13 protein-coding genes are annotated in these 16,276 nt (G+C 42.7%); 11 read left to right on the forward strand and 2 right to left on the reverse strand.

Annotation, left to right across the window (positions count from 1 at the left end):
* The first annotated feature begins 4 nt into the window (after positions 1-4).
* The 6 genes from JF50_RS02590 (at position 5) to JF50_RS02615 (ending at position 6,680) form a co-directional block, all read left to right on the forward strand.
* Positions 5-781: an enoyl-CoA hydratase gene (locus tag JF50_RS02590; RefSeq protein WP_039607938.1), complete on the forward strand. Its 777-nt coding sequence runs from the start codon at positions 5-7 to the stop codon at positions 779-781.
* Entirely contained in the window at positions 781-1,920 is a 1,140-nt protein-coding gene (locus tag JF50_RS02595; RefSeq protein ID WP_039607939.1) for an enoyl-CoA hydratase/isomerase family protein, read from the forward strand. Before JF50_RS02590 ends, JF50_RS02595 begins: the two co-directional genes overlap by 1 nt.
* Positions 1,921-1,930: 10 nt before the next feature.
* Positions 1,931-2,821: a 3-hydroxyisobutyrate dehydrogenase gene (gene mmsB / locus JF50_RS02600; protein WP_039607940.1), complete on the forward strand. Its 891-nt coding sequence runs from the start codon at positions 1,931-1,933 to the stop codon at positions 2,819-2,821.
* A 24-nt stretch (positions 2,822-2,845) separates the two neighbouring features.
* Entirely contained in the window at positions 2,846-3,607 is a 762-nt protein-coding gene (locus tag JF50_RS02605) for an SDR family oxidoreductase (RefSeq protein WP_039607941.1), read from the forward strand.
* 246 nt (positions 3,608-3,853) lie between these two features.
* Complete coding sequence (locus JF50_RS02610) at positions 3,854-4,387, forward strand: hypothetical protein (RefSeq protein WP_039607942.1); 534 nt, start codon at positions 3,854-3,856, stop codon at positions 4,385-4,387.
* Positions 4,388-4,625: 238 nt separating this feature from the next.
* The gene (locus JF50_RS02615; protein ID WP_152614441.1) at positions 4,626-6,680 is read left to right on the forward strand and encodes an alpha/beta hydrolase family protein; all 2,055 of its coding nucleotides are present in this window, start codon (positions 4,626-4,628) and stop codon (positions 6,678-6,680) included.
* 56 nt (positions 6,681-6,736) lie between these two features.
* Here JF50_RS02615 and JF50_RS02620 read toward each other — a convergent pair whose 3' ends face one another.
* Together JF50_RS02620 and JF50_RS02625 are read right to left on the reverse strand one after the other, a co-directional pair.
* Positions 6,737-7,951, reverse strand: coding sequence for an alpha/beta fold hydrolase (locus JF50_RS02620; protein WP_039607943.1), 1,215 nt, complete (start codon positions 7,949-7,951; stop codon positions 6,737-6,739).
* A 32-nt stretch (positions 7,952-7,983) separates the two neighbouring features.
* Positions 7,984-8,868, reverse strand: coding sequence for a pirin family protein (locus JF50_RS02625; protein WP_039607944.1), 885 nt, complete (start codon positions 8,866-8,868; stop codon positions 7,984-7,986).
* 1,221 nt (positions 8,869-10,089) lie between these two features.
* Here JF50_RS02625 and JF50_RS02630 point away from each other — a divergent pair.
* The 5 genes from JF50_RS02630 to JF50_RS02650 are packed head-to-tail and all read left to right on the forward strand — an operon-like array spanning position 10,090 to position 16,275.
* The gene (locus JF50_RS02630) at positions 10,090-11,709 is read left to right on the forward strand and encodes an HAL/PAL/TAL family ammonia-lyase (RefSeq protein ID WP_039607945.1); all 1,620 of its coding nucleotides are present in this window, start codon (positions 10,090-10,092) and stop codon (positions 11,707-11,709) included.
* Positions 11,710-11,749: 40 nt separating this feature from the next.
* Positions 11,750-12,022 (forward strand): phosphopantetheine-binding protein, encoded by a 273-nt coding sequence (locus JF50_RS02635; RefSeq protein WP_039607946.1) that lies wholly within the window; start codon positions 11,750-11,752, stop codon positions 12,020-12,022.
* 14 nt (positions 12,023-12,036) lie between these two features.
* Positions 12,037-12,516 carry a MaoC family dehydratase gene (locus JF50_RS02640; protein WP_039607947.1) on the forward strand — a complete coding sequence of 160 codons (480 nt, stop codon included), beginning with the start codon at positions 12,037-12,039 and terminating at the stop codon, positions 12,514-12,516.
* Entirely contained in the window at positions 12,513-14,051 is a 1,539-nt protein-coding gene (locus JF50_RS02645) for an AMP-binding protein (protein WP_039607948.1), read from the forward strand. The genes JF50_RS02640 and JF50_RS02645 overlap by 4 nt, the downstream gene beginning before the upstream one ends.
* The gene (locus JF50_RS02650) at positions 14,038-16,275 is read left to right on the forward strand and encodes a beta-ketoacyl-[acyl-carrier-protein] synthase family protein (protein ID WP_039607949.1); all 2,238 of its coding nucleotides are present in this window, start codon (positions 14,038-14,040) and stop codon (positions 16,273-16,275) included. Before JF50_RS02645 ends, JF50_RS02650 begins: the two co-directional genes overlap by 14 nt.
* The last annotated feature ends 1 nt before the right edge of the window (position 16,276 follow it).

Consider the following 16,276-nt stretch of genomic DNA (forward strand, 5'->3'; position numbering starts at 1 on the left):
ATAAATGTCTGCACAATTAAAACTTGAAAAACGTGGTCACATTGCAATTGTTACTATGTCTAATCCACCTGCAAACACGTGGACACGTGACACGCTGGTTGGCTTAAAAGAGCTGGTAAACGAATTAAACACGGATAAAGAGATTTACTCGTTGGTTATTACCGGCGAAGGTGAAAAATTCTTCTCCGCGGGTGCTGATTTAAATGTATTCGCGGATGGTGACAAAGGCGTTGCTGCTGATATGTCGCGTGTCTTTGGTGAAGCATTCGAAACACTGAGCAACTTCCGTGGTGTATCAATTGCGGCCATCAATGGCTTTGCAATGGGCGGTGGTTTAGAGGTGGCGTTGGCGTGTGATATTCGCATTGCTGAAACACAAGCTCAAATGGCACTACCTGAAGCAAAGGTTGGTCTGCTTCCTTGTGCTGGTGGCACACAAAACCTATCTTGGCTGGTTGGTGAAGGGTGGGCGAAGCGTATGATTTTATGCGGTGAGCGTCTTAAAGCTGATAAAGCAGAGAGAATTGGCTTAGTTGAAGAAGTGGTAGAGCAGGGTCAAGCTTTAGAAGCTGCGCTGGCACTTGCTACAAAAGTTGAAGATCAAAGTCCTGTTGCGGTTACAGCATGTAAGTCACTTATTCAAAAAGGTCGTACAGGCACGATTGACAGTGCACTGCCGCTTGAGCGCGAATTGTTCGTGACATTATTTGATACACAAGATCAAAAAGAAGGCGTAAACGCATTCTTAGAGAAACGCAAAGCAAATTGGGTGAATGGCTAATGGTTGAATTACAGTTACTAAACCAAGAAGACGCGCCGGTCGTGTTCCAATTGGCGCACTGTAATAACGACATGAAGGTCGCTGTTGCGACCTTAAATGCGCCAAAAGCGTTGAATGCGCTTAACTTAGATATGATACGTTTACTTGCGCCGCAGCTAAGTGAATGGTCGGCAGATGACAGTATTGCCATGGTGGTGCTTAAAGGCGCTGGTGAAAAGGCCTTTTGCGCAGGAGGTGACATTGTCAGTCTGTACAAAGCGATGGCTGCTGACGACGACAATAATTACTTGGAAACCTTCTTTAGCGAAGAGTACCGCCTAGATTATCAAATCCATAATTATGACAAGCCTATCCTTTTATGGGGTAACGGTATCATTATGGGTGGCGGCCTTGGCCTAATGGCGGGTGCAAGTCACCGTGTAGTTACTGAGACATCTCGTATTGCGATGCCTGAAATTACCATAGGTTTATATCCTGATGTAGGTGGCTCGTATTTCCTCAACAAAATGCCAGAAGGTGTTGGTCTATTTTTAGGTTTAACAGGCGCCTCTGTGAATGCCAATGATGCAAAGTTTGTCGGATTAGCTGATCATTTCATCAATGCAGATCATTTTGATATTTTGCTTCATAACTTAAGTGAAGTGAACTGGGGCAAAACGAATGTGCTCAACCATGATAAGTTGACGCAGCTTCTATTATCGATAGAAGAGGGCGCACATTCATTGCCGAACAGTGCCATCAAGCCACTGGAAAAAGACATTAAGAAGTTAGTTGAATACGCTGATTTAGCCGCACAGGTTGACCATATATTGTCCATGGATAGCAGCGATAATAAATGGCTAAGTAAAGCGCAAGCGGGTTTAAAGCATGGTTCTCCTTTAAGTGCGGTGTTGATCAGTGAGCAACTTAAACGCCTTGCTGGTCAATCGTTAAAAGCCTGTTTTTCACAAGAGCTGAGTATGTCCGTTCACTGTGGTGAGGTTGGTGAATTTCAAGAAGGTGTGCGTGCACTGTTAATTGATAAAGACGGCAAGCCAAATTGGTGCTTCAAATCAATTGCTGAGGTTGATAGTGAGGTGGTTGACGGCTTTTTTGTACCAAAGTGGGATGATGAAAACCACCCATTAGCAAGTATGTAAGGAAATAAAAATGGCAAAAGTTGGATTTATTGGCCTAGGCAATATGGGTGGCCCAATGGCTGCAAATTTAGTCAAAGCAGGTCACGATGTCACTGTATTTGATTTAAATGAAGAAGTGGTAAATCAATTAGTTGAGCAAGGCGCAAGCGCTGCTAAGAAAGTATCTGATACCTGCGCAGGTGCAGACTTTGTGATCAGCATGCTGCCTGCGGGCAAACATGTTCGCTCAATTTATACTGGCGAAGATGGATTAATCAACTACCTTAGTAAGTCGGCACTGGTTATTGACTGTTCGACAATAGATGCAGAGTCTGCTCAGTTTGTTGGTAAAACACTGGCAAATGCGGGCGTGTCTTTTGTTGATGCACCAGTGTCTGGGGGTGTGGCAGGAGCCGCTGCTGGGACGTTGACTTTCATTGTTGGTGGACGCGACGAAGAATTTGCCAAAGCGCACACAGTGTTGAAGGATATGGGTAAAAATATCTATCATGCTGGGGACATAGGTGCCGGGCAGGTCGCAAAAATTTGTAATAATATGCTGCTGTCAATTTTAATGGCAGGGACCAGCGAAGCACTCCAAATGGGTGTAGATCACGGCTTAGATCCCAAAGTATTGAGTGAAATCATGCTCAATAGCTCTGGGCGCAATTGGACACTTGAAGTGTATAACCCATGCCCGAATGTACTGGACAACGTGCCTTCTTCAAATGAGTACAAACCGGGTTTCATGGTGGATTTGATGGCAAAAGATTTAGGACTTGCAATGCAGGCCGCTCAGCAGACAAATTCAGCCACCCCAATGGGCGCACTGGCTAAAAATCTGTATAACCTGATGCAAAATCAAGGCAAAGGGTCAGATGATTTTAGTGCGATATTTAAACTTTTCTCTGAAAAGTCTTAAAACGTAAAGGTTTAAAATTTAATTATGAATGTAGAAAATAAAACGGTTGTTATTACTGGGGGCGCGCAAGGCTTAGGTCTTGCTATGGCACATAAAATGGCAAGCTTAGGTGCAAACCTTGCGCTTGTAGACATGCAAGAAGAAGTATTGCATGCTGCAGTTGAAGAGCTTAGCCAATTTGATGTAACCGTTAGAACTTACGTTGCAAATGTTAGTATTGAAAGCAACGTAGAAGAAGTATTTGATAAAATTGTACAAGACTTTGGCTCGCTATCTGTGCTTATCAACAATGCGGGTATTTTACGTGATGGCTTGTTTGTTAAAGTCAAAGAAGGTGAAGTGGTTAACAAGATGTCGCTTGATCAATTCCAATCACTGATGGATGTCAACCTAACAGGTGTATTCCTATGTGGTCGTGAGGCTGCTGTAAAAATGATTGAGGCAGATCAAGGTGGCGTGATTATTAACATGTCGAGTGTGGCGCGTGCTGGTAACATTGGCCAAACTAATTACTCCGCTGCAAAAGCAGGTGTCGTGGCAATGACCACAACATGGGCAAAAGAGCTTGGTCGTTACGGTATTCGTGTCGGCGCGATTGCACCAGGCGTTATCCGTACGAAGATGACGGATGCGATGAAGCCAGAAGCTAAAGACCGTTTGGTTAAAATGAAACCTGTGGGTCGTTTGGGCGAAGCACAAGAAATAGCCCATACAGCACAATATATTATTGAAAATGAGTTCTTTACAGGTCGTGTCGTTGAAATTGACGGTGGTATTCGACTTTAAAAAAATATCGGATATTTTCGCTATTTTGTAACAAAATATCGTTAATATTCAAAGTATTCGCATACTTATGTTCCTTTATCTTCGAAAGAAGAGAGTGTGTTGAATAAAGCGGTGGGGGTGTGTCCCGCCGCTTTTTTAGTTTAAATCCCTCAATTTTACATCTTATTCCCTTTTGCGCGTTTAATCACAACCAGTTACGCTTGTTCAAATTATAAGCTTTATGGCCAAATTAGCTGAGTATTTATTATGATTCAGAAGTTACTTGCTCTTGCGGTGTTATGCATGCTACTCACCGCGTGTCAATCTAATCGCGCCATCATTAAAGATATTAATGCGATCCATAAGCAAGAGAAAAAGGGCATTAAACTCTATCATCAAAAAGCATATCCTGAGGCATTTGAGGCGCTTGGCGAACTTGCTACTTGGGGATATAAAGATGCCCAGTATTATTTGGCATTTATGTTTTTGAAAGGCCTGCACGTCGAGCAATCAACATTAATTGGTATGGGCTGGTTAGGTGTGGCTGCTGAGTCAGGTATTGAAGAGTGGGTCAATTTTTATAGTGCACTCTATGCGAAAGCACCCCCTCAGATGCAACAGCAAATAGACAAAGTGGTTGCTGACTATAAACGTAGGTTTGGTATGAAAGCGCAATTTGTTACTTGTCGAAATGCCACCACGGTAGGGTCAAATAAGGTTGCCGTAAAATGTACCAAAGAAGATAAAATATCTAAAGTTTATCCACTGGATTTGCACGAAACGCAACTTAACCTCGACTAATATGGTTTGTACTAAGGTCAACACATGGTGTTTCTAGAAGTCACCGTGGTTGATTATTCTACTTAAAATTAACGTCATGATGACGTGCCTACACTTTGGTCTACTTTTTTATGTGGCTTAAGTTTCTGTTTTATAATCTTTTAACTTTTATTTCTCCTGACTGTTTTCTGATAAAAGGGTTTGTTCACTGGTTGGATAGTATTGGTCGTTATACAAAGAAAGCACAGGAGGAATAACTATGAAAAAAACCAATGTAATTGCAACTATATGGGTTGCAGCAACCTGTGCGTTGAATACTGATGTTGTGCAAGCAGCCAATGAACAGTATTTACAACCTGAAGACTACTTCGAACTTAAATATGTCGATCAGGTCGATGTCTCAAATGTAAGCAATGATATTTACTTCGTTAAACATCAGTTTGATAGAGTCAATGATCAAAAAACTAGCCATGTTTGGGTTTATCACCAGGCTACAGAAAAATTTCAACCTATCGATATTCAATCGGATGCGAGCTTTACACCATTATTAAGCCCCAATCAAAATATATTGGCTTTTGTTTCAGTGGTAGATGGTCAAGCACGTATTAATTTTAAAGATACTCAAACAGGTCATATTCATCACTCATCATGGTACCCGAGTATGCCAAGTAATCTTACTTGGTCACCTGATAATCAAACGGTCGCTTTTACCATGTTTGTTGAGCAGCCAAAGACGCTACCTATCCCATTGGAGGGCAAACCAGATAATGCCAACTGGGCCCCAGCGCCAAAACTGATTGAGTCAACCCGATATCGTTTAAATGGGGCAGGGTATTTGACGCCGGGAGCGATCCAAATTTTTCTACAATCAACTACAGCGAGCGCACCTCAGCAGCTGACAAAAGGCGAGCACAGTCATAGCGGAAAAATCAGCTTTGCACAGGATGGAGGAGGCATTTATTTTTCTGCAAAGCGTTATGCCAGCCCTGAGTTTTCACACTTTAATACCGATATACATTATCTAGATTTAAAAACCCATGCAATAACAAGCGTTGTTGAGCGTGATGGCCCCGATGACATGCCGACCGTATCCCCTGATGGCCGATACCTTGCCTATACGGGTTATGATGACAATGGCATGATTTATCAAAATAAAGCGTTGTATGTAAAAGACTTGAAGACAGGTAAAGTGTCTGTTTTAACCGCAGGGCTCGATAGAAGTGTGGCGCGTTTACAGTGGCGACACGATAGTGCAGGCATCTATTTCAGTTATGATGATCAGGGAAAAACGCAGCTAGGTTATAGTGATTTAGCTGGTGATTTTAAAGTGCTGACTGACAGGCTCGGTAACATGACTTCTGGTCGACCATACGCGGGAGGAGAGTTTGATGTGGCGAGTAATGGTATGGTTGCATTTCCTATTGCCAATACTCAAAGGCCGCCAGAATTGGCTGTGTTGAGCGAAGGCAAGATCAGCACACTCAGTAATTTTAATGGTAAGTTTTTAGATACTGTGACGCTTGGTCAAGTGGAAGCGCTGTGGAGTAAATCAAAATATGATGATAGGCCTATTCATGGTTGGGTGATCTATCCGCCCAATTTCGATAAATCTAAAAAGTATCCATTGGTATTGGAAATACATGGTGGCCCTATGGCGAACTACGGTCCGCATTTTACTGCTGAGCTGCAAATGTTGGCGGCCCGTGGGTATGTTGTACTTTACATGAACCCGAGAGGCAGCGACTCGTATGGCAATGAATTTGCTCAGTTGATCCATAATAACTTTCCTAATCATGAGCATGAAGATTTGATCAGTGGTATTGATGCCTTGATTAAACGTGGCTTTATTGATGAAACAAGGCAATACATTATGGGCGGCTCTGGCGGTGGTATGATTGGCACTTGGATGTTGGGTAAAACACAGCAGTTTGCAGCGGCTGCGATTATGAAGCCGGCGGTTAACCTGTATAGCTTTGTGCTGACCTCTGATTTTTACCCTATGTTTCCAAAATACTGGTTTAATGGAAAACCGTGGGAAAACACAGAGCATTATCTTAAGCACTCACCCATCACGTATATGAATAACATCAAAACACCGAGCTTATTGATCACCGGAGAGGCAGACTATCGCACGCCCATTTCTGAAACAGAGCAGTTTTATCAAGCATTAAAGTTACAGAATGTTGATACAGCCATGGTGCGAATGCCACATATGAGTCACGCGCTCACAGCAAGACCTTCGTATTTGCAACAAAAGTTAGAATATATCTTATGGTGGTTCGATAAGTATAAAGATAGGCTTGAAGAGAAATAAATTGCTGCAATATTCACTTGGCGATGCACACTGCATCGCCAAGTGAGTGTCCAAACTTATTGGGCATCATTGACTAACTGTGTATTGACCTCGATGTGATTATGCAGCGTTTTATGCACGGGACATTTATCGGCAATGGCCAGCAGCCTTTGCTCTTGCTCTAGTGTCAAATTACCTTCAATCTCAACTTTGCGAGTAATGAGTTCAGCATAACTGTCTTTTTGCTCACAGGTGTCACAATCTTGATGATGGTTTTTTTGATGCTGTAACGTCACTTTTATGTGCTTGAGTGGCAAGTTTTTATGGGTCGCATACATGCGCATTGTCATCACGGTGCATGTACCCAAAGCAGCTAGTAAGTGCTCATAAGGATCGGGGCCGAGGTTTTTTCCGCCGGCTTGGGTTGGTTCATCAGCAATCCAGCTGTGACTGTCACTGATAACATTCAAGGTAAATTTATGGTCTTTCTCGCTGACAACAAGGTGGCCATTTTGAACCGCTTCAGTTTCGGTTTCTGGGTGTGGATCAACGTATTTACTGGCCCAGCCAGAAATTGCAGTTGCAGCGTATTCAGCATCCTGCGTTTTGCTCAATAGATGATCTGCATTGTCTAAAGAAATAAAGCTTTTAGGGTGCTTAGATGCCATATAAATCGCTTCTGCTTGCTCAATGCTAACTACATCATCAATTGGGCTGTGCATAACAAGCAGTGCCTTATTCTTTAACGTGTGTTGCATCTTACTATGCGTATCTAAATCGTCTAAAAACTGTTTTTTGATGTTAAAAGTACGTCGACCGAGTTGAACTTGTGCTTCTCCAGTTTGCTTTATTTGCTCAATTTGAGCTGAAAAGTTGTGCGCGACATGTTTGGCGTTCGCAGGTGCGCCAATGGTAACCACTGCTTTAACCTCTTCAATTTGATCCGCCGCCGCTAATACCGCTGCGCCGCCCAAACTGTGGCCAATAAGTAGTTGAGGTGCATGCAGGTTTTGACGCAAATAGTCTGCTGCTGCATACAAATCATCTAGATTTGATGAAAAATTACTATTGGCAAAATCCCCATCACTATTGCCAAGCCCTGTAAAATCAAAGCGCAGCACGGCGTAGCCATGCTTTACCAAAGCTCTTGAAATACGGGAGGCTGCCGCAATGTCTTTACCGCAAGTAAAGCAATGTGCAAACAGCGCGACTGCTTTGATATGTTGAGCTGGACGCTCCAATAGCCCTGCAAGTGTGTTTTCATTACTGACGAATTCAATTTTTTCTCTCATTACTTTTCCTCAAATTAATTAAAGCTAAATTGTTAGCGCAGTGGCTGAGCTTTTGGTTTGCCTGTTGGTAGCGGAACAAATTCACGGTCATCATCGGGTATGGACGGAAAGTTGCCTTCACGCCAATCTTGCTTGGCTTGTTCAATACGCGCTTTACTAAAGGAGACAAAATTCCAGTGTATATAAGGTACATTTTCCCATTTATCGCCGCCCAGTAAGATCAGGCGAGCATCTTTGGTGGTCGTTATATGTGTGTCCTGTTGCTCTAAAAGTACTAATTGTCCCGGCGAGTAGGAGGCACCAGAGATAGTAACTTCCCCAAAAATTACATATAAAGCGGTTTCTTGATCTGGGTTTGGCACTGTGATGGTACGTTGAATTGGTGAAATGACATCGACATAAAACATCTCTGAATAGGTTGTTATTGGGGACTTAAGGCCATAAGCCTCACCAGCTATAACTCGCGTCATGACACCATTATGTGTGATCTGTGGCAGGTCATGTCGGCCAATATGTTCAAAGCTTGGGTCGATGTCAGAGTATTGTTCTGGCAAGGCTATCCATGATTGCAAGCCATTGATGGCATGGGCACCTCCTCGGACTTCAAAGCTTTCTCTTTCGGAGTGCACAATGCCGCTTCCTGCGGTCATCCAATTTACGTCACCTGGGGCTATTTCTAATTTATTACCCAGAGAGTCGCGGTGCAGGATACGTCCCTCAAACAAGTAAGTTAAAGTGGATAAGCCGATATGAGGGTGAGGTTGAACTTCAATCCCTTGCCCAGCAGGAAAATGGGTTGGGCCCATATGGTCGAAGAAAATAAATGGACCAACCATACGCTTTTTCATATGTGGCAGTAGTCGGTTGACTGTCAATCCGCCAATGTCGTGGGTGGTTGCGTTAAGTATTTGAGCCACAGATTGAAACTCCATGAAGGTGAGCAGTGATAAATAGATAAGTCAGATAGTAGTTTCAAAGTACCCTGGCGTAAAACTTAAAAATTGGGATGGATTGTTCGGATTTTTAGAGTGTTCTTCTTAATTGTATTGCTGTTTTCTACTGGTGACGGAGGGAGAAATAATGCGTCAGAGCGTGAGTTAAGCATTGTGTGCAATAAAGTGAGCTGAGCGGTTTTGTATTATGTCACTAAAGTGACAGAGTTGTGATGTTTTTAATGGGCTTTACTCTGACCTAAAGTATGAATTATGACTAGAATATGACTCAAATATCCAGATTACAGGTTTTTTTGATCAATAATTAAACTTTAGTTGCTTAGCTTGAAATAATAAATAAAGAAAAATAAAGAGATTATTTAGCTTTTTTTTATGCGTCATGAAAACTTAATTGTTGATAAAATCGGCACTTTGTGCGGATTTATTGGAACGTACCTTCTATGGTTACTTGTAAAAATGAAAATGTTTGCACAAAAAAGTATCGATTCATAAAAATATAAAATTATGCCAAGCTCGCCCTTTTTCATCTCGAATATTCTACGTTATGTATTCATGTAAATGACATAATAAATTAACCGTAATAGGTACGGTGTCTTTTCTTTTTTAGTTGTTGATATTGAGTATATATTCTAAATTTCTATTTGTGGGTTTGTTTATGCGGTAAATTCAAATGTCAAACTTATTTTTATTAATTTGATATTAATCTTAACACACCTTCTATTTTAAAATTTATTGTAATAATTAATACATGATTGAAAGTGCACGAACCCGCTTGAACAGAGAAATCTCAACTTAGCCTTTCACTTTGAATACGTTTTTTAGAAGAACTTTCCCCATCAGCGCTTGTATGTTTTTTGTTAAAAGCGATCGTTTTATCCACTATTTTGTAAAAGTTTATAGCAATAAATGTATTTGGTGTAATTCTTGTGGGTACTATTGATTGATTAAATGTAATGGTGTAAAAAATGACACACACGCTTTGAGGTGGATGGTTCAGTTACTGATGATTGCTTTTTCAGTTGATCAAGATCAGTAACGAGCTATGTGAGTGACTTAAAGTTTGCATCAGAGATCATTATTTATAATGCCCAATGATGCATGTGTTATTTATATTTAATCTGATTATAAGTCTTGAATATAAATTAAAAATGACCGTTTTTTTAATTGTTAAAGGAAGCAATAAAAATGAGTAATGAACTCTCTTTTTCAGAATCAAAAGTTGAGTCTGAAAGTAAAGTAGTATCAACGATAGATATAGACTTAATAAGCCAACTAACACTTGAGGATATCAAAAAATTTATCAAGGAAAACTATCCAAAAGTACAGTTGAATGGAGAGGTTCACAAATCACTCATTGAGAATAACCGCCGATATATAGATCAGCGTATTTCTGATAGGGATGACATTTATGGCGTAACGACAGGGTTCGGTAATTCTGCGAGTAATAGAATTTCACCAATCATGTCGCAAGAGCTACAAAAGAACCTAATGGCGTACCATGGTTGTGGTGTGGGTGAGTACCTTAGTGAGCGCGATTGTGCGGCGACATTGCTGATCCGTTTAAACTGTAATGCACGTGGTTATTCTGGGGTAAGTTGGGAATTGCTAAAACAGATGGAGCTGTTTTTACAACACAACATTTTTCCTGCTATCCCAGCGAAAGGATCCGTGGGTGCAAGCGGTGATTTAACGCCACTTTCATACATTGGTGCAGCATTAAATGGACAAAGAAATGTATATTACCAAGGCGTGATTAGACCTACTGCTGAAGTGCTAGAAGAGCTCAATATTGCGCCATATGAACTCAAAGCCAAAGAAGGCTTGGCTATCATGAATGGCACCTCAGTAATGAGTGCAATTGCTGCAAATACCATTAATGAAGTGGATACTGCCATCGATGTGTCATGTAAATTGATAGCGCTATTTGTTGAACTGATTGATGGTAGAGCGTCACCATTCCACCCTAAAGTCCATGAATTAAAGCCACACCAAGGACAAAGGTACTGTGCTGATTTAATTTACAAGCGTTTATCTCATCCTGAGCAAAGACTTGGACGCAGGCAGCGAACCGATGATCAAGTGATTGAACATGGCTTAAAAGAGAAATTCCGCTTACAAGATAGTTATTCAATTCGTTGCTCTCCACAAGTATTAGGTTCTTTGGTAGACACGTTGAATTGGGCAAAGTCAGTGCTTCAAGTAGAAATCAACTCTGTTAATGACAATCCATTGATTGATCATGAAAGTGATTTAATCCTCAACGCAGGTCACTTCTATGGCGGTCATGTTGCTGCAATTTGTGATGCGCTTAAGCCGCAAGTAGCCAATATGGGCGCATTGCTAGAGCGAGAGCTGGGCATTCTTGTAGATGACAGATTAAATGGGGGCATTCCAAATAATTTAGTGGCTGTTGATGACTTAGGCGATAAAGCGTGGATCAATCATGGTTTTAAAGCGATGCAGATCAGCGCATCGGCACTGGTTGCTGAAGCACTCAAACAATCTGGCCCTATGTCAGTGTTTTCCCGTACTACCGAAGCCTTGAACCAAGATATCGTGAGCATGGGCACCATTGCCGCGCGTGACTTACAAACTATTTTATCGCTTGTGAAGTCCGTGATTGCGATTCAAGCGATGGCAATTCGTCAGGCTTACTACGTACTGGATAAAGACCAATCTGCAGAGAAGCTTAACACCTTGTCTCGTCCTTTCTTTGATTCGCTTGCGGCGACCTTTTCACCTGTTATTCAAGACCGCGCATTGGATGGTGAAATCGAAGAAATGGTTGCCTTTTTATTCGATTAAACACTGATTAAATTCACTTTTTATAAGCAAAGGAAGAACAATGAATAGTACACAAGACATCATCACTTTTATTAAAACTGACATCTTAATTGAAGAGCTTGAAGTGGCTGACTCACTAGAAGAAATTGATGAACATGCAGAGCTAGTCGGTGCAGGTTTAGATTTAGACAGTATTGAGCTGTTGGACTTGGTCTCAGCGGTTGAGAAAAAATATGGCCTGAAGTTTAAAGAGTTTCCAAGTGAGCTCGTACAGCAAAAAATGTCGTCAATTCATACGCTAAGTGAATTTATTTCTGAGCAATTAGCAGCATAAATGTTGAGGTGGTTATGACTCTTTACACGGCTGGCAAAACGTATAGGGAAATCAACGAAGGAGATAGTGCAGTACATTCTAAAACCATCTCCGAAGCAGATGTATATAGTTTTGCTGGGATCACCGGGGATTTTAACCCGCTGCATGTCGACACCGTATTTGCAGAGCAAATGGGGTTAGCAGGCAGAATCGCCCATGCAGGGATAGCGCCAGCCATGGTTGCGCAAGTTATTGGCATGAAGCTGCCTGGTGTGGGCTCAATGGTTACCAATATGACTGTAAGCCATCATGCTCCTTTGTATATCGGTGACACCATTTATGCGCAAGTTAAAGTGTCTGAAAAATTGCCAAATCGGCACGTACGTTTGGCCATTACCATTGTAAATCAGAACAAAGTGCTGATTTGCAGTGGTGAAGTTGAAGTCGTGCCGCCTAAAGCGTCGTTCAAAAAACGCGTTGCAGCAATTGAATTACAGGAATTGGTAAGTGAATGAAGGATTTTGAAGGCTTAGTCAATCAGGTACGTCGACAAATCGTAATCTCGGTTGAACTTGAAGAGTCAGAAATAGCACAGCTATCAGATGATGATGATTTATTGGGCAGTCCTTTATTTCTTGATTCAGTCGACTTATTACAAATTTACGCTGATTGTCAGCGTAAATTTGGTGTTGTGTTTAATAACGCCGACTACGAGGGCACGCATACAGTGAGTAGTATTGTGACTCGAACGATATCGGCAAAAGAGACTAAAAGTACAAGTACGGACAGTGCACAGTTTTACTCCTCAGATGGTAAACATTATAGCAGCGCAGAGTTTAAGCAGCATATCGCGCACTTGATCACAGTACTGCAAAGCGCAGGGTTTGATAAAACCAAGCCATTAAGAGTACTGGATGTGGATCCGGTCAAAATGATGATGGTTGCGGTTGCGGCGGTATTCAGTGGTTATAAACCGTTGATGAGTGCACAACCACAAGGTGAAAACGCGGTGAGCTTTGCGCAATTGCTATCCAAGCAAGGTGAGGCATCGTCGATGTTGGACGCAAAGTGCATTTTTCAGCAGTTAGCGACTTTGCCGTCAAAGGCTGTGATTTTCTTTGAAACGTCAGGCAGCACAGGGGTGCCTGTGCGCATTGAAAAGTCGTTAGCAAGCATGGTGCAAGAGGTTGAAGAGCTGACGACTTTATTTGATTTTAGTGGCCTTGATTTAATTGATGCCTATGTATCACCTGTGCACATGTATGGGTTCATTTGGAGCTTTTTGTTACCCCTCAAACTTGAGATCCCCGTGTTGTATCAGTCAAATACGTTACTAAGACCAGCGCCTGAGACAGTGAATCATGTGATGGCGGTGATTGTACCCAGTATTTGGCAAAGCTTGTCAGACGCCTTGACGGCTCAATATTGCTATATCGTTAACTCAGGAGGGAAGTTCGGTGAGCAAAGGGATGCACAGTTTGCCGAGCGAGTACAAAGTAAGCTGCCAGATCTGCAAGGTATTGATGTGCTAGGCAGCACTGAAACGGGTGCCATAGCCTATCGCATGATGGGCCAAGACCATATTCAAACATACCAGTTGCTGCCGACAGTCAGTTTACAACCATCGGATGGTGAACATCTCATTTATTCTGACTTTTTACCATTGGGCGTCGAATGTGCGCCGCTGGATGACAAGATTGAGATACTTGCCAATAACAAGATTTTACATCTGGGCCGAAAGGATAGTGTGTTTAAGTTCAAGGGCAAACGCTACTCATTGAAGGCCATTGAAGACAAGCTCTCTCAGTTGTTTTTAGGGCATGCTTTGCGGGTGTATTTCATCGAGCAAGCAGACAGTGTGCGCGGCGGAGAGCTGATAGCCTTTGTTGCCAAAGAATCTTCGCACTTTGACATCACAGATGAAGTCAGAGCGCTATTCCAAGATTTACCCATCCCCAAAATAGAATTCATTGATGAGTTACCTACCAATGCAATGGGCAAAGTGACATTGCAGGGTTTACAGGAGAAAGTAAGAAATGCCAGAGTGTAAATCACAAGTTGTGATAACCGGATATGGTGTAATTTCTTCGTGTGGTGATAATGCACAAGAGTTATATAACTCAATGCAATCACAGCGCTCAGGAGTTGTACCACTAAGCTGTTTTGACGTCACTGGCTTGCCGAGTGATATTGCGGGTATTGTTCGCTCAGTGCGAGAAAAGCATCAAGATAAACAAACTGATTTACCTGATTTTTCAACCCTGTTTGCCATTGAAGCGATAGAAGAGGCACTGAGTGCAGCAAATCTCTCTCGTCATATCTTGGTAAACAAGCGTGTTGCATTATGTGTTGGCAACGCCAACACTGGGATGGAAAAGCTTGAGCAAGGCATCATGGAAAATCAGCATGAAGGCCTTGTTGAGTACCCAGCGCACAAGCAAAGTGACAATATCGCCAAACATTTTGGCGTGCTCGGTCCTGTATTAACCTTCACCAGTGCGTGTACATCAAGCAGCAGTGCACTGGGCTTTGCAAAACAGCTTTTAGACAATGATGTGGTTGATATTGTGATAGCCGGTGGCACCGATGCCTTGGCGAAAACAATTTATGCCGGCTTTCATTCTTTACAGTCAGTCGCGCCCGAAGTTTGCTCTCCTTATGACGTAAAAATGGGTTTAAGCCTAGGAGAGGGCGCAGGCTTCCTTGTGCTAGAGAATTACAATCATGCCGAGGCTCGAAATCAACCGACTATAATGCAATTGGCGGGCACAGCCTCTAGTTTAGATGCATATCATGCGACCGCACCTGAGCCGCAGGGGGCAGGTGTAAGGCGCTCATTTGAAACGGCTTTGCGCTCTAGTGATGTTACTCCTGAAGACCTAGATTACGTCAATACCCATGGGACTGGTACACCTGCCAATGATGGTGCTGAATTAAAGGGCATTTTTGCTGCGCTGAACCCACAGGATAAAACCTCTATCCCAGTATCCAGTTCCAAATCGTATTTTGGTCACACACTCGGTGCTGCGGGCGCCATTGAATTTATTTCTGCATTGGTCGCTATCGAAAAGGGCCAACTGCCTTCGACCTTAAATGGCGATGATATTCGCGAAGATTGCCAAGGTCACCATATCGTTGTGAATGGACTGATTGATCACAATGTTGCGTGCATCGGCGCGACCAATTCCGCGTTTGGTGGACACAATACCACCATGCTGGCGCGTAAATCTGTTACAGCTATCCCTAAAGCTGAAGGGAAGAAAGTTTATATCCTCGGCCACGGCAGTATTGCTGAGCAAGGTGGTTATAGCAATGGGGCGGATCAGCCTTTGCTTAGCTATGAGGGAGAGTTTGCTTTAAAGCCGTTCCAATCAAAGCTATATCGCCGTCGCATGAGCACCATAGGCCAATATGCCATTGGCGCATCATACCTTGCGTTTAGCGGAGCGGATGTGGACTACAGTGACGCTGAAAAGCCGCCGATGGGTGCGTACTTTGGCACTACTTTGGGGGCATCTCAAGTACAGCAACGTAATTTGTCCGACTTGCAAGAATATGGTCCGACAGGGGTTAAGAGTACTTTGTTCCCAGATACCGTGCTTAATGCGCCGCTTGGAAACCTCGCTTTGGCATTTGATTTAAAAGGCTGTTCTGCCAATTTTAGCGACTTAGGTAATGAAGGTATGCACGCACTGTGGCATGCATTCATGGATTTAAGAGAAGACAAAATTGCCTGTGCTTTAGTGTGTAGCGCAGAGGATAAGAGCAATACATCTGATTTAGTTTGGCAGCAAATGCAAGTGGCAGGTCAAAGGTTGGCAAGTTCAGCCAATGCGCTGGTCGCGGTCAATGAACAAGACCCGCGTGCGAGCCGAGCGCTTGCGCAAGTGGATGAATTTAATGCAGGTCGTTGGGTGTTTGATGAAGACAGCCAACAATGGGACTGTGCAGCGCTAGCACAACTCACTGACAAACCAGATTTGATAGTCCTTTCAATGGTTAACGCTGGACAATTTGAGGCGATTTCAAAAGCGCTACAAGCACAGTTTTCAACTACTCAAGTGATTAATGGTAGAGCATATAAAGAGTCGGGCATTGCGTGCCAAAGTCTTGATGCAATCAGCCTTGCTACCTGTGCACTGAACGGACGCATGTTTATGGGCCGTGAAGTGGCACTGCAAAATACCAGTAAGCCTGAGTCCGTATTGGTAATGAGTGTGAATACACAGCTCAGTGCAACGACATGTTTGGTGTCGACAGTAAAAGGGAAATAGA

This window comes from Pseudoalteromonas luteoviolacea (genome assembly GCF_000814765.1).
GTDB classification, from domain to species: domain Bacteria; phylum Pseudomonadota; class Gammaproteobacteria; order Enterobacterales; family Alteromonadaceae; genus Pseudoalteromonas; species Pseudoalteromonas luteoviolacea_H.

What these genes read in the sequence shown, in the direction of transcription:
- JF50_RS02590 (WP_039607938.1), top strand. Translation starts at nt 5, where the DNA reads ATGTCTGCACAATTAAAACTTGAAAAACGTGGTCACATTGCAATTGTT.
- JF50_RS02595 (WP_039607939.1), top strand. Translation starts at nt 781, where the DNA reads ATGGTTGAATTACAGTTACTAAACCAAGAAGACGCGCCGGTCGTGTTC.
- mmsB (WP_039607940.1), top strand. Translation starts at nt 1,931, where the DNA reads ATGGCAAAAGTTGGATTTATTGGCCTAGGCAATATGGGTGGCCCAATG.
- JF50_RS02605 (WP_039607941.1), top strand. Translation starts at nt 2,846, where the DNA reads ATGAATGTAGAAAATAAAACGGTTGTTATTACTGGGGGCGCGCAAGGC.
- JF50_RS02610 (WP_039607942.1), top strand. Translation starts at nt 3,854, where the DNA reads ATGATTCAGAAGTTACTTGCTCTTGCGGTGTTATGCATGCTACTCACC.
- JF50_RS02615 (WP_152614441.1), top strand. Translation starts at nt 4,626, where the DNA reads ATGAAAAAAACCAATGTAATTGCAACTATATGGGTTGCAGCAACCTGT.
- JF50_RS02620 (WP_039607943.1), bottom strand. Translation starts at nt 7,951, where the DNA reads ATGAGAGAAAAAATTGAATTCGTCAGTAATGAAAACACACTTGCAGGG.
- JF50_RS02630 (WP_039607945.1), top strand. Translation starts at nt 10,090, where the DNA reads ATGAGTAATGAACTCTCTTTTTCAGAATCAAAAGTTGAGTCTGAAAGT.
- JF50_RS02635 (WP_039607946.1), top strand. Translation starts at nt 11,750, where the DNA reads ATGAATAGTACACAAGACATCATCACTTTTATTAAAACTGACATCTTA.
- JF50_RS02640 (WP_039607947.1), top strand. Translation starts at nt 12,037, where the DNA reads ATGACTCTTTACACGGCTGGCAAAACGTATAGGGAAATCAACGAAGGA.
- JF50_RS02645 (WP_039607948.1), top strand. Translation starts at nt 12,513, where the DNA reads ATGAAGGATTTTGAAGGCTTAGTCAATCAGGTACGTCGACAAATCGTA.
- JF50_RS02650 (WP_039607949.1), top strand. Translation starts at nt 14,038, where the DNA reads ATGCCAGAGTGTAAATCACAAGTTGTGATAACCGGATATGGTGTAATT.